This is a genomic window from Mesorhizobium quangtriensis (assembly GCF_040081925.1).
Lineage (GTDB): Bacteria > Pseudomonadota > Alphaproteobacteria > Rhizobiales > Rhizobiaceae > Mesorhizobium_K > Mesorhizobium_K quangtriensis.
Map to the genome: position 1 here is coordinate 617,498 of NZ_JBEBMF010000001.1, position 16,459 is coordinate 633,956.

Here is a 16,459-nt window from a genome sequence, read left to right on the forward strand (position 1 = left end):
GTCGATCAAAGCAGCATGCCGTCCAGCCGACAGCCGGCTCGGAGGACAAGGGAGCCAGGGGCGGATGGATTCATTCGAATACAACAAGTTGATCGGCGCATTTCTCGGGACCGTATTTGTTGTCTTTTCCCTGAGCATCATCTCCGACTCGATCTTCGCGGCTCCGCATCCTGAGAAGGAAGGCTTCATCATCGAGGCGGTCGAGGCCCCCGCTGCTGGTGGCGCTGAAGCGCCTGCCGAAGAGCCGATCGCCGTGCTGCTGGCTTCAGCCGACGCGACCGCCGGTCAGGCCGTCGAGAAGAAGTGCTCGGCCTGCCACACCATTGACAAGGGTGGCGCCAACAAGGTCGGGCCGAATCTCTGGGGTATCGTAAATCGCCCCGTCGCCTCGCATGAGGGCTTCGCCTATTCCGGCGCGATGAAGGAGTTCTCGCAGGGTGGTTCCGTCGTGTGGGACTACCAGCACCTGAACGACTTCCTCCTGTCGCCGAAGGGCCTCGTCAAGGGCACGGCCATGGGCTTCGCGGGCCTGAAGAACCCGACCGAGCGCGCCAATTTGATTGCCTTCCTGCGGACGCTTTCGGACAGTCCCGCACCGCTTCCCGAGGCAACTGCTCCGGCAGCCGAACCCGCGTCCGCCCCGGCTGGCGAGGCGCCCGCCGCCGAACCGGCTGCACCGGCTGAAGCCGCTCCTGCGGAACCAGCCCCGGCCGAACCGACGCCTGCGGAACCCGCGCCGGCACAATGACGAAATTGTAATGCGATCCATCACGAAAAAGCCGGGTTCAGCCCGGCTTTTTTGTTACAAGGGGTTGCCCCATTTCACCGGCAAGACCGGTTTTTCGTTGTTTTAGTACGAGGCCCGCATGCGATCCACCGCCGCCCTGCTTCTCGGAACCTTTGCCGCCGTGGCTTTGTCAGTCGGCTCTGCCGCTGCGCAGGAATGGCATACGACCAGTTCGCTGATGGGCAAGTCGAAGTATGGCGAAAACTTCGAGCGCTACGACTACGTCAATCCCGATGCACCCAAGGGCGGTACCCTCAATTCGGTCGTGCAGGGCTCCTTCGACAGCCTGAACCCCTACATCGTGCGCGGAACCCCGGCAGCGGGTCTGGCGCCCTTCGGCGGCGGGCTGCTCTACGACACGCTCATGGAGCAATCCATCGACGAACCGAGCGTCAGCCACCCGCTGGTTGCGGAGGCATTCAAATACCCTGACGACTACTCCTCCGCCACCTATCGGCTGGATCCCCGCGCCAGATGGCATGACGGTCAGCCGATCACGGTTGAGGACGTGATCTGGTCCTTCAACATCCTGAAGGAACACAGCCCCTGGTATCGCCGCTACTATGAAAATGTGACGGAGGCCGTGGCAGCAGGCGACCGCGAGGTCGAATTCCGATTCGATCAGAAGGGCAATCGCGAATTGCCCAAGATACTCGGCGATATGGCCATCCTCCCGAAACACTGGTGGGAAGGGACGGACGCAAAGGGCAAGAAGCGCGATATCACCCAGCCCACCTTGGAACCGCCGCTCGGTTCGGCGGCGTACAGGATCGAAAGCGTCAGGCCCGGCCAGGACATCGTCTGGGCGCGCGTGCCCGACTACTGGGGTGCGAAGTTGCCCGTGAAGATCGGCCGGGAGAACTTCGACAAGCGCAAATACATATACATCCTCGACACCGAGGCGGCTTGGCAGGCTTTCACCAAGGGCGGTTTCGAGGACATCAACCGCGAACCGAGCGCCCGCGACTGGAAGACGAAGTACGATTTCCCGGCGCTGAAGGCGGGTGACGTCATCCAGAAGGAGTTCCAGTCGATCAGCGGCGCGAAGTTCCAGGGCTTTGCCATGAATGCGCGGCGGCCGCTTTTCGCCGACCGCAAGGTGCGCCAGGCGTTGACGCTCGCCTACGACTTCGAGACCCCCAACCGTATGTTGTCCTTCGGGCTCAACACCCGCGTGAACAGCTATTTCATGGGCAGCGACCTCGCTTCGTCCGGCCTGCCGCAAGGCAAGGAACTCGAAATCCTCGAGCAGTTCAGGAGCGAACTGCCGCTGGAGTTGTTCACGCAGGAATTCAAGCTCCCGGTCTACGCGACCCCTCAGGACGAGCGGACGCATCTGCGCGAGGCGCTCAAGCTGCTGTCCGAGGCCGGCTGGACGTTGAAGAACGGCAAGCTTGTCGATGTCAGCGGCAAACCCTTCGAGTTCGAGGTGCTCAGCGCCAACGACGGGCTTGAGGCGCCGTTCAATTTCTATGCTGAAACGCTGCGAAAGATCGGCATCACCGCACGCATGCGGATCGTTGACACGTCCCAATACACGAACCGCCTCAACGACTACGACTTCGACATGATCTTGGCGCCGCTCGCCCAGTCCGAGTCGCCCGGCAATGAGCAGCGCGAATTCTGGTCCGCGAAGGCAGCCGACACGCCCGGCTCGCGCAACTATTCCGGCATCAAGAACCCTGTGGTCGACAAGCTGGTGGAGCGCGTCATTTTCGCGACCGACCGCGACGACCTTCTGGCGGCGACGCATGCGCTCGATCGCGTGCTGCTCTGGAACTACTACTACGTGCCGCAACTGACCCGCGACGTCGATTTCTATGCCTACTGGAACAAGTTCGGCATACCGGAAAAGCAGCCCACCTATATCGGCCCCGACACCGAGTCGTGGTGGATCGATGTCGAGAAGGAAAAGGCGCTGGCCGCCAAGTACGGACGATCGAACTGATGAGCCGCCCGGGGCAGGGTATAAGTCGCCGGGAATTCCTGGCGCTCGCGGCAGGTGCGGCGCTCGCGCCCGCTTTGCCGTTCCGAGCCTTCGCGCAAAGCAAGACCGGCACGCCCCTGCATGGCGTTTCAGCCTTCGGCGACCTCAAATACGCTCCCGACTTCACGCATTTTGGCTACCTGAACCCCGACGCCCCAAAGGGCGGCACGTTGAACTTCTCGCCGCCGAACTGGCAGTTCAACCAGAACGTCACGACCTTCAACACCCTCAACACCTTCGTCCTGACCGGCGATGCGCCGCCGCGCATGGAGATGTGCTACGACGCGCTGATGACGCGCGCGCTGGACGAACCGGACGCGCTCTATGGCATGCTGGCCGAGACGGTCGAGATTTCGGCCGACCGCAACAGCTTCGCCTTCCGGCTGCGCCCGCAGGCGCGCTGGCACGACGGAACGCCTGTTACCGCCGAAGACGTTGCCTTCACCTATTCGACCTTCAAGGAGAAGGGCCATCCGGTGCTCATGCTGCCGCTCGCCGAGATGACGGCGGCCGGAGCGATCGATCCGCGCACCGTGCGGCTGACCTTCTCGGGCAAGCAGGCGCCCACCACGCTTCTGTCGGTCGCCACCTTCCCGATCGTCTCAAAGGCCTGGTTCTCGCAGAACCCCTTCGACAGCTCCCAACTCGTCGCGCCGCTCGGCTCGGGTCCCTACAAGGTCGGCCGGGTCTCTGCGGGCCAGAGCATCGTCTACGAACGAGTAGCCGACTATTGGGGTCGCGATCTCTCGGTGAACAAGGGGCGCGCCAATTTCGATACGATCCGCATCGACGTCTACCGCGAACGGCAGGCCGGCTTCGAGGCCTTCAAGAAGGGCGACGTGACCTACCGCCAGGAGTTCACCTCCCGCGTCTGGGCGACTGGCTACGATTTTCCGGCCATCAACGACGGCAGGGTCGTGAAGCGCGAGTTTCCGGGCGAGAAGAACCCGAGCATGCAGGGCTGGGCGCTCAACCAGCGCCGGCCGCAGTTTGGCGATGCGCGTGTGCGCCGCGCGGTCGCACTGTGCTTCGATTTCGAATGGACGAACCGCAACCTCTTCTACGGCCTCTATGACCGTTCGCAGTCCTGCTTCCAGACGTCGGAATTCGTCGCCGAAGGCCTTCCGTCGCCGGAAGAACTGGCGCTGCTTGAGCCATTTCGCGCCGAGATTCCCGAAGAGGCGTTCGGCGAGGCCGTCATGCAGCCGGTCTCCAATGCCTCGGGGCGCGACCGCAAGCTGCTCGGCGAGGCGTCCCGCCTTCTCGCCGATGCCGGCTGGAAACGGAACGGTGCTTTCGTCGTGAACGAGAAGGGCGAGCGGCTGAAGCTCGAAATACTCGTCAACGACGAGGTCTTCATCCGCGTCGATTCTCCCTTTGTCGAAAACATGCGCGCGGTGGGCATCGATGCATCGATACGCCAGGTCGATCCCGCGCAATACGCGGTGCGCCAGAACGACTTCGACTTCGACATGATCAGCCTCGCGCTGTCGCTTTCCGCCACCCCGACCTTCGACACGCTACAGAACATCTTCCATTCGAATGCCGCCACCACGCGGGGATCGCGTAACCTGCCGGCGACCGCCAGTCCGGCAGTGGACGGCCTGATCGCGAAAGCCGGCGAGGCAAAAAGCCGGGACGAGCTCACTGTGGCCTTGCGCGCGCTCGACCGGGTCTTGCGCGCGCGCATGGACTGGATTCCAAATTGGTTTTCGGCGAATCACCGGGCCGCCTATTGGGACATGTTCGGATTCGTCGAGCCGAAGCCCGATTACGGCTTCCCGATTGAGGCGATGTGGTGGTTCGACAAGGACAAGGCGGCGGCGATTGGCAAGGCCTGAACTGATTTCGGCGCGGCGGGGGCAGCCATGCGGCATCATGGTTTGACGAAAGGCTCCCACTGATGGGCGCCTATATCCTTCGGCGTGTCCTGCTGATGGTCCCGACCCTGCTCGGGATCATGGCGATTTCTTTTGTCGTCATCCAGTTCGCACCCGGTGGTCCCGTCGAGCAGGTCATCGCCAGGCTGACCGGTCAGGCAGGCGGCGACCCGTTGAGCGGCGGCGGCGCCGGCGATGCGGTCGGCTCGCAGGACAATCTCGGCTCCGGCGAGGGGTCGTCGCGCTATCGCGGTGCGCAGGGCCTCGATCCCGAATTCATCGCCAAGCTCGAAAAGCAGTTCGGCTTCGACAAGCCGCCGCTCCAGCGCTTCGGCATGATGATCTGGAACTACGCCCGCTTCGATTTCGGCGAAAGCTATTTCCGTGACATCTCGGTTATCGACCTCATCCTGGAAAAGATGCCGGTGTCGATCTCCATCGGCCTCTGGATCACGCTGATTTCCTATCTCATCTCCATCCCGCTCGGCATCCGCAAGGCGGTCAAGGACGGCTCGACCTTCGACGTCTGGACGAGCGCCATCGTCATCGTCGGCTATGCCATCCCGGGCTTCCTGTTCGCGATCATGCTGATGGTGTTCTTCGCTGGCGGTTCTTTCTTCGACTGGTTCCCGCTGCGCGGCCTGACATCGGACAATTTCGACCAGCTCACCTGGTGGCAGAAGATTCTCGACTATTTCTGGCATCTGGCGCTGCCGCTAACGGCGATGGTGCTGTCGGCCTTCGCCACCACGACGCTGCTGACGAAAAACTCCTTCCTCGACGAGATACGCAAGCAGTATGTGGTGACCGCCCGCGCCAAGGGTCTGTCCGAGCGGCAAGTCCTCTACGGACACGTCTTTCGTAATGCGATGCTTATCATTATCGCCGGCTTTCCCGGCGCCTTCATCGCCGCCTTCTTCACCGGCTCGCTGCTGATCGAGAACATCTTCTCGCTCGACGGGCTCGGGCTGCTCGGCTTCCGCTCGGTGATCGACCGCGACTATCCGGTCGTCTTCGCCAACCTCTACATCTTCTCGCTCATCGGCTTGTTCGTCAGCCTGATCTCCGACCTGATGTACACCTGGATCGATCCCCGCATCGATTTCGAGCGGAGGGACGTATGACGGCTGTGGTCGAGGCGACGCCCGTCTCGGAAAAGCGGTCCCGGCTGTCGCCGCTGAACCAGCGGCGCTGGGCGAACTTCAAGGCCAACCGGCGGGGCTACTGGTCGCTCTGGATATTCCTCGTCCTGTTCGTGCTCACGCTGTTCTCGGAACTGATCGCCAACGACCGGCCGATCCTCGCCATGTACAAGGGCGAACTCCTGTTCCCGGTCTTCGTCGATTATCCGGAAGAGAAGTTCGGCGGCTTCTACGCCGTCACCGATTATCGCGACCCGGTTATCCAGGAGGAGATCCAGGCCAATGGCTGGATGGTCTGGCCGCCGATCCGCTACTCCTATCGCACCGTCAACAACCAGATACCGGAAGCAGCGCCCGCCAAGCCGTCCTGGCTCTACGACAAGCAGACGCGCTGCCAGGCATTTCCGCAGGGGGTCGACGATCCCAACTGCGTCATCGGCAACTGGAACTGGCTTGGCACAGACGACCAGGCGCGCGACGTACTTGCCCGCGTCATCTACGGCTTCCGCGTCTCGGTGCTGTTCGGCCTGATACTGACCCTCGGCTCTGCCGTCATCGGAGTCTCGGCGGGAGCCGTGCAGGGCTATTTCGGCGGCCTGACCGACCTTCTCTTCCAGCGCTTCATCGAGATCTGGACGGCGATCCCAGTCCTCTATCTCCTGCTGATAGTCGCCGCCGTGCTGCCACCCGGCTTCTTCATCCTGCTCGGCCTGATGCTTCTGTTCTCGTGGACGGCCTTCGTCGGCGTGGTCCGCGCCGAATTCCTGCGCGCCCGCAACTTCGAATACGTGAACGCGGCGCGCGCTCTCGGCGTCTCGAATGGCACGATCATGCGCCGCCACCTGCTGCCCAACGCCATGGTGGCGACGCTGACCTTTCTGCCGTTCATCCTCAATGGCTCTATCACGACGCTGACCTCGCTCGACTTTCTCGGCTTCGGCCTCCCGCCCGGTTCCGCCTCGCTCGGCGAACTCCTGCGCCAGGGCCAGCGCAACCTCAACGCGCCTTGGCTCGGCATCTCCGGCTTCGTCGTCATCTCGCTGATGCTGTCGCTGCTCATCTTCGTCGGCGAAGCCACCCGCGACGCCTTCGACCCGCGGAAGACCTTCCGATGACGGAGGCTCCCCTCCTTTCCGTGCACGATCTCTCCGTTGCCTTCTCGCAGGGCGGCAAGGTGACGACCGCCGTCGATCACGTTTCCTTCGACATCGCCAAGGGCGAGACGCTGGCGCTGGTCGGCGAATCCGGCTCCGGCAAGTCCGTCACCGCGCTTTCCGTGCTGAAGCTCCTGCCCTATCCCCCAGCCAGCCATCCGTCGGGAAAGATCCTGTTCGACGGGAAGGACCTGCTGGCGCTCGGTGAAAACGACCTTCGCAAGGTGCGCGGCAACAAGATCGCTATGATCTTCCAGGAGCCGATGACCTCGCTCAACCCGTTGCACACGATCGAGCGGCAGGTCGGCGAAATCCTCTCGATCCATCAGGGCATGCGAGAGAAGCAGGCGCGCGAGCGCACGCTCGAACTGCTGCATGAGGTCGGCATCCGCGACCCCGAGAAGCGGCTCGGCGCTTATCCGCACCAGCTTTCTGGCGGCCAGCGCCAGCGCGTCATGATTGCCATGGCGCTCGCCAACGAGCCCGACCTGCTGATTGCCGACGAGCCGACGACGGCGCTCGACGTCACCGTGCAGGCGCAGATCCTCGAACTGCTGGCGAAGCTGAAGGCCAAGAAGGGCATGTCGATGCTCTTCATCACCCACGACCTCGGCATCGTGCGCAAGATCGCCGACCGGGTGTGTGTGATGACGAAGGGACATATCGTCGAGAGCGGCCCGACCAGGGAGATATTCGCGCATCCGCAGCACGAATACACCCGTCATTTGCTGGCTGCCGAACCGAAAGGCCGCCCGCCCGCCGCCGACCTGTCCGCGAAAACGGTCATGTCCGGCAGCGACATCAAGGTCTGGTTCCCGATCAAGCAGGGTTTCTTCCGCAAGGTGGTGGACCATGTGAAGGCGGTCGACGGCATCGATGTCACGGTGCGCGCCGGGCAGACGCTGGGCGTGGTCGGCGAATCCGGCTCGGGCAAGACGACGCTGGGCCTCGCGCTCGCCCGCATGATCTCGTCGCAGGGCCGTATCCAGTTCAACGGCCGCGACATCGACAAGCTTTCCTTCAGCGCCATGCGTCCGCTGCGCCGCGAACTCCAGATCGTCTTCCAGGACCCGTTCGGCTCGCTCAGCCCGCGCATGTCGGTGTCGGAGATCATCGAGGAGGGGCTCGCCATTCACGAACCGTCGCTGTCGGCCGGTGAGCGCGACCAGCGCATCGTCGCTGTGCTGGGGGAGGTCGGCCTCGATCCGCAAACCCGCTTCCGCTACCCGCACGAGTTCTCCGGCGGCCAGCGCCAGCGCATCGCCATCGCGCGGGCCATGGTTCTGAAGCCGAAATTCGTCATGCTCGACGAGCCGACATCGGCGCTCGATATGAGCGTGCAGGCGCAGGTCGTCGACTTGCTGCGCGACCTCCAGAAGAAGCACGACCTCGCCTATCTCTTCATCAGCCACGACCTGAAGGTCGTCCGCGCGCTCGCCAATGACGTCATCGTCATGCGCAACGGCAAGATCGTCGAATACGGGTCGGCCGAGCAGATCTTCGAGCATCCGCAGACCGACTACACGAAGGCGCTGATCTCTGCCGCCTTCAGGATCGAGACCGCGAATGCGGGCGCGGTCAGCGAATAGCCAGACACCAGCGAATTCGGAGGAAAAATGGCTGCGAAGGACAAGGGGCGCATCCTGCTCGCGATGACGGGTTACAACCCCCGCCCCTGGTACGACCTGCTGTCGAAGGAACGCACGGTCGTCACGCAGTCCGATGGTCCCGCCGATCCGACGATCCATTATGCCGTTGCGTGGAAGCAGAAGCCGAACCTGCTGTCGAACCTGCCCAACCTGCGCGCCATCTTTTCGGTCGGCGCAGGGGTCGACCACATCCTGTCCGATCCGACGCTTCCGGACGTTCCCATCGTGCGCGTCGTGGCGGACAACCTGACCGAGCAGATGACAAACTATGTCCTGTGGCGTGTCCTCGATCACTACCGCCGCGGTCTCACCTATCGCGCCCAGCAGAAGCGCAAGGTCTGGCGCGAGGCGCCGCCAGCCGGCGACATCACCGTCGGCATCATGGGCTTTGGCGAACTCGGCCGCGCCGCCGCGAAGGTCCTGATGGCCTGTGGTTTTACGACGAGGGGCTGGAGCCGCACGAAACAGTCATTCGATGGGGTGGAGACCTACCACGGCGAGGAGGGGCTCAAGCCGTTCCTCAACGGCACCGATATTCTTGTCGTGCTCCTGCCGTTGACGCAGCAGACGACCGGCATCGTCAATTACCGCCTGCTGAGCCAGTTGCGCCGGAACAACGGCCTCGGCGGCGCCGTCCTCATCAATGCCGGGCGTGGCAGGCTGCAGAAGGACGCCGATATCCTGCGCGCGTTGGACGACGAGACACTGATCGAAGCGAGCCTCGACGTGTTCGAGGTCGAGCCGCTGCCGAGGACCAGCCCGCTCTGGAACCATCCGCGCGTCTTCGTGACACCGCACGCCGCGGCCGTGTCCGACCCCGCCCATCTCGTCCCGCTCATGCTCGATCAGATGGACGCCTTGGAGCGCGGCAAGCCGCTGAAAAACCTGGTCGATCGCAAGGCGGGATACTGAAGACAGTCAGGCAGCCTTCGAGAGCGATTGGTTGACCTCGGCGAGGATTTCAAAGGATTTGACGCGCGCGGCATGGTCGAAGACCTGTGCGGTCACCATCAGTTCGTCCGCGCCGGTACGATTTACGAAGGCGTCGAGACCACTCTTGACGGACGCCGGCGATCCGACGATGGCGCAGGAGAGCGCGCTGGCGAGCATGCCCTTCGCCATCGGGTCCAGCGTTGCCGCATAGTTCTCGACGGGAGCAGGCAACTTGCCGGGTCTGCCGGAGCGCAGGTTGACGAAGGCCTGTTGCAGCGAACTGAAATGAAGCTCCGCCTCCGCATCAGTGTCGGCCGCGACCACGTTGAGCCCAAGCATCAGCCGGGGCTTTGACAGCCGCTCGGAGGGCTGGAAGCGCGACCGGTAGATGTCGATCGCATGCTCCAGCTCAGCCGGCGCGAAATGCGAGGCAAACGCATAGGGCAGGCCGAGCATCGCGGCGAGCTGAGCACCATAGGTGGACGACCCCAGAACCCAGACTTCGACCTGTTCGCCCTCGCCCGGCACGGCGCGCACCCGCTGGCTCGGCTCGGCGGGGGCAAAATAGTTCATCAGCTCGATGACATCCTGTGGGAAGGTGTCCACTCCAGCCTCCATGTTGCGTCGAAGCGCCCGCGCGGTCAGCATGTCGGTGCCCGGCGCGCGGCCGAGGCCGAGGTCAATACGTCCCGGATGCAGCGCCGCCAGGGTCCCGAACTGCTCTGCGATGATCAGCGGTGCGTGGTTGGGGAGCATGATACCGCCCGCGCCGACCCGGATTGTGGAGGTGCCGGCCGCGACATGGCCGATGACGACTGAGGTCGCCGCGCTCGCGATGCCCGGCATGTTGTGGTGCTCGGCCAGCCAGTAGCGGTGGTATCCCAGCCGCTCGGCGTGACGTGCCAGATCGAGCGTATTCTTGAGAGACTGGGCGACGGTGCTGCCCTCGGGTACGGGAGACAGGTCGAGGACGGAAAGCGTTGCCATGGCGTTCTCCCGCGGCGGCGTTGGAACCAGCCGTCGATATAGGATCGCCGAGGGCAGCCCGCAATGAAGCTGTATGTCTACCGCGCAGTCGTCGCGTCCGCTGGGACGTTTGCCTGCACATCGTCACCGGGGCTCGGGTTTTCCGCCGACAGGAAATTGCCGACATGTTTCCAGCTCTCGAAATGATCGCAGAAGACCTTGAAGATGACCAGTAGCGGAACGGCGATCAGCGCGCCAACGAAACCCCATAGCCACGACCAGAAGGCGACGGCGATGAAGATCGAGACCGCGTTGATCTCCAGCCGCCGGCCGACAACGAGCGGCGTGACAAATTGGCCCTCGATAATGTTGCAGATGATCACGAAAGCAGGCGCAAGCAGGGCGTAGGACAGAGAATCAAAGGTGATGAGCGAGATGCAGGCGACAAGCACGATGGTCGCCAGTGCGCCCACATAGGGAAGGAAGTTGAGCGCGGCCGCCGCCACACCCCACACGGCAGGGTTGGGCATGCCCAATGCCCACAGGCCGAGGCCGATAGCGGTACCCAGCCCGGCGTTGATGATGGCGACCGTAAGCAGATAGCGCGAGATCTCGCGCTCGACGTCATAGACGATGCGCAGCGCGCGCTTCTTTTCACTCAGCCGGGCGAAGGACTGCACGATCTTCTCGTAGAACATGGTGCCGGAGGCAAGCAGGAAGAGTGAAAGCACGAAGGTGATTGCCGCGGTTGTCGCCCCCGAGAGCACGTTGCCCGCCGCCTGCGATACTATGCCCGGTTGGGCGACGACGACGCGTTGCACACCCGGCTCCTGCGTGGTTTCGGCGACTTTTTCGACCTGCTGCGACGCCTGCATGAAGCGCTCGAAGGGGTGGCGGAATTCGGCGAGTCTCTCGCTGATACGCCGGCCTATCTCGGGTGCCTGGTTCACGAGATCACTTGCCGGCCCTGACAGGAAATAGCCGGCGCTGACGATGGCCAGAACGGACGCTAGCACGAGCAGCGTGGCTGAAATCCCTTCCGGTATGCCGCGCTTCCTCAAGAAGCGGACGATCGGCGTCAAAGTCAGGGCGAGAAGAAAAGCGAGGATCACCGGCATGACGAAATCACGGCCGAAATAGAGCGCATAGATCGCCGCCAGGATAAACATACAGATCAGCAGTTTTCGCATCAGCCGCGTATCCGAACGTATCCGGCCGAGTTCATTTTCGGCCCCTTCCGACGGAATGGCCGTCTCGGCAGGTTGCACTTCGGCCATGGTATCCCCCGTCACGCGCCCAAATCGGGCAAGGCAGTAATGCGTAAGCAGGGGCTAAAGTTCCGTCCCTGGTCAGAAATGCGGCTGGATAGGCCAATTTTCATGGGAGTCATGCAGCAAAGCGACTTGAACTCTGTCCCCCGATGCGTATTTAAGCGACGCTTGGAATATTTCAGGGACTGACATTGGCTATATACAGAGAGAAGGACGTCTTCGAGCGCCGTAACGCGGCGAACGAAGCGAAGAAGGCTTTGCTTGCTCGTTACAACTCCCGGCCCTCGGAAGACGACCCGGCGGTCGTCGCTCGCAAGGCCGAGCGGCAGCGCATCCTCGAGGAGCGCGAGAAGCGCAACATCGAGAAGGAAAAGCTGAAGCAGGAGCGGCTTGCCCGCGAGGCTGAGGAACGCGCGGTCCGCGAAGCAGCGGAATTGGCTGCTCGGCTCGAGGCGGAGGCCCGTGCGGCCGAAGAGGCAAAGGCGCGCGAAGCCGAGGAAAACGACCGTATCGCACGCCTGCTGGCCGACGAGGCCGAGCGCAAGGCAAAGCGCGACGCGCGCTACGCGGCCCGCAAGGCACGCGCCGGCCGGCACTGAGCTGCCACCACGCATGTAGCTGTCGGCATCGAGCCGGCAGCTAGGCTATTGATCATCGTTCGGGATGAGTGGCCGTTGACAGACGGTCACTTGTCCTTTTGGCGCGTCGCTGCCACAGGCGCTGCCTTCAGGGCGGGAGCGGCCACCGCCGGCTTCTTCGCATCCTTCTTCGGTTTGCGCGTTTCCTTCTTGGCTTTCATCTGACCTTTAGCCATGATTCGCTCCCTTGGATTGAGGACGCGGGAGTGAAACAAGACTTCTGCCACAACGGCAAGGGTCTGCTGCCTCTTTGACCAACGCGCGCATTCCATTTTTCCTGCGTCAAAGGGAGAAGGTATATGAAAATCGACGGTGGATGCCATTGCGGCGCAATCGCCTACGAGGCCGAGGTCGACCCTGAGATGGTCAGCATCTGCCATTGCACGGATTGCCAGACCCTGTCGGGAACGGCGTTCCGCGTCGTCGTGTTCACGCCGGCGGACAAATTCCGTCTTAACCGCGGCGAGCCGAAAATCTACGTGAAGGTCGCCGAAAGCGGCAACCGGCGCGCACAGGCGTTCTGCCCGGATTGCGGCTCCCCGCTGTACGCTGCCTCTGCCGATGAGAAGCCGACGGCCTATGGCCTGCGTGTCGGTACCATCCGCCAGCGCGATCAATTGCCGCCGAAGCGCCAGATATGGCATCGCTCCGCCGCGTCGTGGCTGCCAGACATGGAAGGGCTGGCGACGAAGGAAACCACCTGAAGCCTGTCTGACTTCAGGCTCCCTCGTCCACCACACGCAGGCGCAACTGTCCGCTCTTTGTCCCCACCGACGCGCTTTCGTTGGCAGCCGGTAGCTGACGCGACGGCGTGTCACCGGCCGTTTCCGCGCCGAGTTCCAGCGCCTCGATCTTCTGCCCGCGCTTCACGACCTTGGAGGACGACACGAGGATATCGTCGATATCCTTCGACGCCTGTCCAAAATGCCCCTGCAGCTTGCGCACACGATCATCGAGTCGGCTGACGTCCTCCATCAGCCGCACGACCTCGCCCTGTATGAGATGCGCCTGTTCGCGCATGCGCGCATCCTTCAGGATCGCCTGCACCACCTGGATCGACAGCATCAGAAGCGACGGCGAGACGATGACGACACGGGCGCGGTGCGCCCGCTGGATGACGGCTTCGAAATTCTCGTGGATCTCTGCGAAGATCGATTCCGAGGGCACGAACATGAATGCGGTGTCCTGCGTCTCGCCGCTGATCAGATATTTCTCCGAAATCGCACGGATATGCACTTCCATGTCACGTCGGAAGAGCTGCGCGGCGCGAACCTTGTCCGCGTCCGTTCCGGCATCGCGAATGGCGTGCCATGATTCCAGCGGAAACTTGGCGTCGATCACCAGCTTCGGCGCATCATTCGGCATATGGATGACACAGTCCGGACGGTTGTTGTTGGACAGCGTCCATTGGAACTCGTAGCCGCCCTGCGGCAGGCCGTCGGCGACGATCGCCTCCATGCGCGACTGGCCGAACGCGCCGCGCGTCTGCTTGTTGGAGAGGATCGCCTGCAATTGCACGACCTGGCCGGCAAGCGACTGGATGTTGTTCTGCGCGCTGTCGATGACAGCGAGCCGCTCCTGCAGCTTGGCCAGCGAATCGTGAGTCGACTTCGTCTGCTCGGTCATCGTCTGGCCGATGCGCCCGGTCATGGCGTCGAGCCTCTGGGTCAGCGACTGGGTCAGCTCGGCCTGCCGCGCGCCGAACACATCGGCCACTGCGCCGAGCCGCCCCTGCATCTCGGCCTGCGCCTGCACGATCGCGGCCAGGCGTACATCGGCTTCGCGCGCCCGTTCGGAAGCCTCCATGGCGGAAAGCGACCGGGCTCTCGACGACCGCCACAGCGCGACGCCGAGCGCCAACAGCAGCAGGACGACAATGCCGGCGGCGGTGGCGAGCGCCTGCCCGAACGTGATCGTGGTCGCGCCGAGGCGCGCGACCGGTTCGGAGAGAATCGCTGCGAGCTGTTCCATGCGACGAGCATAGCTGATTCATTCCACGGATCAAAACGAGAACATGAGCCGTTCCGCGGTGTTGACGGCTTGAAAGCGAGGTCTTAGGTGAGGCGCATGTCGATCAAGCCCCTTGTTATCCTCCCCGATCCCGTCCTGCGCCTGGTGTCCAAGCCGGTCGAACGTGTCGATGCGCCGCTGCTGAAGCTCGCCGACGACATGCTGGAAACGATGTACAACGCGCCCGGCATCGGGCTTGCGGCGATTCAGATCGGCGAACCGCTGCGGCTGCTCGTCATCGACCTCGCCAAGGAAGGCGAGCCGCCCGCGCCACAGGTCTTCATCAACCCGGAAGTGCTTGATACCAGCGACGAGCGTTCCGTCTACGAGGAAGGCTGCCTGTCGATCCCGGATTATTATGCGGAGGTCGAGCGGCCCGCCAAGGTGCGCGTGCGCCACCTCGACCGGTCAGGCAAGGAACAGGAGATCGAGGCCGACGGCCTGCTCGCCACCTGCCTGCAGCACGAGATGGATCATTTGAACGGCGTGCTGTTCATCGACCATATCTCCAAGCTGAAGCGCGACATGGTGGTGAAGAAATTCAAGAAGCTCGCCAGGGATCGCCAGCCCAAGAAGATGGTTAGCTGAGCGCCGCCAACGATGCCGCTCCGCATCATATTCATGGGCACGCCGGATTTTTCGGTGCCGACGCTGCGCGCCCTGGCGGAAGCCGGGCATGAGATCGCGGCCGTCTATACGCAGCCGCCGCGCCCGGCCGGCCGGCGCGGGCTGGAACTGACTCCCTCGCCGGTGCAGCGGGAGGCCGAGAGGCTCGGCATCGAGGTGCGTTCGCCGCTCTCGCTGAAAGGCGAGGCCGAGCAGGAGGCGTTCGCGGCGCTGAAAGCCGATGCCGCCGTCGTCGTCGCCTACGGCCTGCTGCTGCCCAAGCCCGCGCTCGACGGCACGAGGCTCGGTGCCTGGAATGGCCATGCCTCGCTGCTGCCCCGATGGCGTGGTGCGGCGCCCATCCAGCGGTCGATCATGGCCGGCGACCGTGAAACCGGCATGATGGTCATGAAAATGGACATAGGACTTGATACCGGTCCGGTTGCGCTCACTGAGCGCATCGCGATCGGACCCGACGAAACATCAGGCGAACTGCACGACCGGCTGATGCAGGCTGGCGCGGCCCTGATGGTGAAAGCTCTGGATAAACTCGAAGCCGGCACGATTGAACTGACGCCACAGCCAGAGGATGGCGTTATTTATGCAAGCAAGATTGACAAGGCTGAGACACGCATCGACTGGCGCCTGCCGGCTTCCACAGTGCATAATCACATTCGCGGTCTTTCGCCTTTCCCCGGCGCGTGGTGCGAGATGACGGTCGGCGGCAAGGTCGAAAGGCTGAAGATCCTGCGCTCGACGGTGGCGGAAGGGCGCGGCAGGCCCGGCGAGATCGTCGATGGGAATCTCACAGTCGGCTGCGGCGAGGGCGCCGTCCGCCTGCTGGAGTTGCAAAGGGCCGGTGGCCGGCCGGTTACTTCGGACGAATTCCTGCGCGGCATAAAGACAGAAAAAGGAATGACACTCTCATGAGCATGATGTCGATCAGGACAGCGACGCCCAAGGATCGCGAAGCCATCCGCCTCGTCGAGGAACACGCGTTCGGCCAGCAGACGGAGGCCGGACTGGTCGACGCACTGGTGGACAGCGGCGACACGGTGCTGGAACTGGTGGCCGAGGAAGATGGCCATGTCGTCGGTCACATCCTGTTCTCCCGGCTTTATGTCGAAAAGGGCGGTGTGCGCCATCCGGCCGTCGCACTCGCGCCGCTGGCGGTCGAGCCGTCCTTCCACGGCACCGGCATCGGCGGCGCGCTGGTGCGGGAAGCGCATCTGCGCCTCAAGCAATCCGGCGAGACGCTTGCCATCGTCCTCGGCGAGCCCGCCTATTACGGCCGCTTCGGCTACGCCCATGGGCGGGCTGCGCAGTTCGACAGCGACTACCAGTGCGAAGCGCTGCAAGCGCTGGCGTGGGGCGAAGCGCCGGAAAGCGGCAAGCTTGTCTACGCGCCTGCCTTCAGTGCGGACCTCGCGGCCTAG

General features: G+C 63.3%; 16 protein-coding genes. 12 read left to right on the forward strand and 4 right to left on the reverse strand.

Features of this window, described 5'->3' with window-relative positions:
* Window positions 1-64 precede the first annotated feature (64 nt).
* The 7 genes from ABMA32_RS03090 (at window position 65) to ABMA32_RS03120 (ending at window position 9,511) form a co-directional block, all read left to right on the forward strand.
* On the forward strand, window positions 65-748 hold the full coding sequence (locus ABMA32_RS03090; RefSeq protein WP_349012258.1) for a c-type cytochrome: 684 nt from the start codon (window positions 65-67) through the stop codon (window positions 746-748).
* A gap of 118 nt (window positions 749-866) precedes the next feature.
* On the forward strand, window positions 867-2,735 hold the full coding sequence (locus ABMA32_RS03095; RefSeq protein WP_349012259.1) for an extracellular solute-binding protein: 1,869 nt from the start codon (window positions 867-869) through the stop codon (window positions 2,733-2,735).
* Window positions 2,735-4,615: an extracellular solute-binding protein gene (locus ABMA32_RS03100; RefSeq protein ID WP_349012260.1), complete on the forward strand. Its 1,881-nt coding sequence runs from the start codon at window positions 2,735-2,737 to the stop codon at window positions 4,613-4,615. Before ABMA32_RS03095 ends, ABMA32_RS03100 begins: the two co-directional genes overlap by 1 nt.
* 62 nt (window positions 4,616-4,677) lie before the next feature.
* Window positions 4,678-5,778 carry a microcin C ABC transporter permease YejB gene (locus tag ABMA32_RS03105; RefSeq protein WP_349012261.1) on the forward strand — a complete coding sequence of 367 codons (1,101 nt, stop codon included), beginning with the start codon at window positions 4,678-4,680 and terminating at the stop codon, window positions 5,776-5,778.
* On the forward strand, window positions 5,775-6,911 hold the full coding sequence (locus ABMA32_RS03110; RefSeq protein WP_349012262.1) for an ABC transporter permease: 1,137 nt from the start codon (window positions 5,775-5,777) through the stop codon (window positions 6,909-6,911). Before ABMA32_RS03105 ends, ABMA32_RS03110 begins: the two co-directional genes overlap by 4 nt.
* On the forward strand, window positions 6,908-8,539 hold the full coding sequence (locus ABMA32_RS03115; protein WP_349012263.1) for an ABC transporter ATP-binding protein: 1,632 nt from the start codon (window positions 6,908-6,910) through the stop codon (window positions 8,537-8,539). The genes ABMA32_RS03110 and ABMA32_RS03115 overlap by 4 nt, the downstream gene beginning before the upstream one ends.
* Before the next feature lie 27 nt (window positions 8,540-8,566).
* Complete coding sequence (locus ABMA32_RS03120) at window positions 8,567-9,511, forward strand: 2-hydroxyacid dehydrogenase (protein ID WP_349012264.1); 945 nt, start codon at window positions 8,567-8,569, stop codon at window positions 9,509-9,511.
* A 6-nt stretch (window positions 9,512-9,517) separates the two neighbouring features.
* On the opposite strand, the gene ABMA32_RS03125 is transcribed toward ABMA32_RS03120, so the two are convergent.
* Together ABMA32_RS03125 and ABMA32_RS03130 are read right to left on the reverse strand one after the other, a co-directional pair.
* The gene (locus tag ABMA32_RS03125) at window positions 9,518-10,519 is read right to left on the reverse strand and encodes an LLM class flavin-dependent oxidoreductase (RefSeq protein WP_349012265.1); all 1,002 of its coding nucleotides are present in this window, start codon (window positions 10,517-10,519) and stop codon (window positions 9,518-9,520) included.
* Between the two features lie 77 nt (window positions 10,520-10,596).
* Complete coding sequence (locus ABMA32_RS03130) at window positions 10,597-11,775, reverse strand: AI-2E family transporter (RefSeq protein WP_425475461.1); 1,179 nt, start codon at window positions 11,773-11,775, stop codon at window positions 10,597-10,599.
* A gap of 185 nt (window positions 11,776-11,960) precedes the next feature.
* Between ABMA32_RS03130 and ABMA32_RS03135 the strand changes: the two genes are divergently transcribed.
* Window positions 11,961-12,368, forward strand: a complete 408-nt coding sequence (locus ABMA32_RS03135; RefSeq protein WP_349012266.1) for a DUF6481 family protein — start codon at window positions 11,961-11,963, stop codon at window positions 12,366-12,368.
* Between the two features lie 86 nt (window positions 12,369-12,454).
* Here the strand turns inward: ABMA32_RS03135 and ABMA32_RS03140 are convergent, their stop codons facing one another.
* Complete coding sequence (locus tag ABMA32_RS03140; protein WP_349013371.1) at window positions 12,455-12,730, reverse strand: hypothetical protein; 276 nt, start codon at window positions 12,728-12,730, stop codon at window positions 12,455-12,457.
* Between ABMA32_RS03140 and ABMA32_RS03145 the strand changes: the two genes are divergently transcribed.
* Entirely contained in the window at window positions 12,707-13,111 is a 405-nt protein-coding gene (locus ABMA32_RS03145) for a GFA family protein (RefSeq protein WP_349012267.1), read from the forward strand. The genes ABMA32_RS03140 and ABMA32_RS03145 overlap by 24 nt on opposite strands.
* A 13-nt stretch (window positions 13,112-13,124) precedes the next feature.
* Here ABMA32_RS03145 and ABMA32_RS03150 read toward each other — a convergent pair whose 3' ends face one another.
* Window positions 13,125-14,378: a DNA recombination protein RmuC gene (locus tag ABMA32_RS03150; protein WP_349012268.1), complete on the reverse strand. Its 1,254-nt coding sequence runs from the start codon at window positions 14,376-14,378 to the stop codon at window positions 13,125-13,127.
* A 96-nt stretch (window positions 14,379-14,474) separates the two neighbouring features.
* On the opposite strand from ABMA32_RS03150, the gene def reads away from it, so the two are divergent.
* Genes def through ABMA32_RS03165 form a run of 3 tightly spaced genes read left to right on the forward strand, consistent with a single transcriptional unit; the run spans window position 14,475 to window position 16,459 of the window.
* Complete coding sequence (def, locus tag ABMA32_RS03155; protein ID WP_349012269.1) at window positions 14,475-15,005, forward strand: peptide deformylase; 531 nt, start codon at window positions 14,475-14,477, stop codon at window positions 15,003-15,005.
* A gap of 12 nt (window positions 15,006-15,017) precedes the next feature.
* Window positions 15,018-15,953, forward strand: a complete 936-nt coding sequence (fmt, locus tag ABMA32_RS03160) for a methionyl-tRNA formyltransferase (protein ID WP_349012270.1) — start codon at window positions 15,018-15,020, stop codon at window positions 15,951-15,953.
* Window positions 15,950-16,459: a GNAT family N-acetyltransferase gene (locus ABMA32_RS03165; protein ID WP_349012271.1), complete on the forward strand. Its 510-nt coding sequence runs from the start codon at window positions 15,950-15,952 to the stop codon at window positions 16,457-16,459. Before fmt ends, ABMA32_RS03165 begins: the two co-directional genes overlap by 4 nt.

Coding starts and splice junctions, on each gene's coding strand:
- ABMA32_RS03090 (WP_349012258.1), top strand. CDS start 65: ATGGATTCATTCGAATACAACAAGTTGATCGGCGCATTTCTCGGGACC.
- ABMA32_RS03095 (WP_349012259.1), top strand. CDS start 867: ATGCGATCCACCGCCGCCCTGCTTCTCGGAACCTTTGCCGCCGTGGCT.
- ABMA32_RS03100 (WP_349012260.1), top strand. CDS start 2,735: ATGAGCCGCCCGGGGCAGGGTATAAGTCGCCGGGAATTCCTGGCGCTC.
- ABMA32_RS03105 (WP_349012261.1), top strand. CDS start 4,678: ATGGGCGCCTATATCCTTCGGCGTGTCCTGCTGATGGTCCCGACCCTG.
- ABMA32_RS03110 (WP_349012262.1), top strand. CDS start 5,775: ATGACGGCTGTGGTCGAGGCGACGCCCGTCTCGGAAAAGCGGTCCCGG.
- ABMA32_RS03115 (WP_349012263.1), top strand. CDS start 6,908: ATGACGGAGGCTCCCCTCCTTTCCGTGCACGATCTCTCCGTTGCCTTC.
- ABMA32_RS03120 (WP_349012264.1), top strand. CDS start 8,567: ATGGCTGCGAAGGACAAGGGGCGCATCCTGCTCGCGATGACGGGTTAC.
- ABMA32_RS03125 (WP_349012265.1), bottom strand. CDS start 10,519: ATGGCAACGCTTTCCGTCCTCGACCTGTCTCCCGTACCCGAGGGCAGC.
- ABMA32_RS03130 (WP_425475461.1), bottom strand. CDS start 11,775: ATGGCCGAAGTGCAACCTGCCGAGACGGCCATTCCGTCGGAAGGGGCC.
- ABMA32_RS03145 (WP_349012267.1), top strand. CDS start 12,707: ATGAAAATCGACGGTGGATGCCATTGCGGCGCAATCGCCTACGAGGCC.
- ABMA32_RS03140 (WP_349013371.1), bottom strand. CDS start 12,730: ATGGCATCCACCGTCGATTTTCATATACCTTCTCCCTTTGACGCAGGA.
- ABMA32_RS03150 (WP_349012268.1), bottom strand. CDS start 14,378: ATGGAACAGCTCGCAGCGATTCTCTCCGAACCGGTCGCGCGCCTCGGC.
- def (WP_349012269.1), top strand. CDS start 14,475: ATGTCGATCAAGCCCCTTGTTATCCTCCCCGATCCCGTCCTGCGCCTG.
- fmt (WP_349012270.1), top strand. CDS start 15,018: ATGCCGCTCCGCATCATATTCATGGGCACGCCGGATTTTTCGGTGCCG.
- ABMA32_RS03165 (WP_349012271.1), top strand. CDS start 15,950: ATGAGCATGATGTCGATCAGGACAGCGACGCCCAAGGATCGCGAAGCC.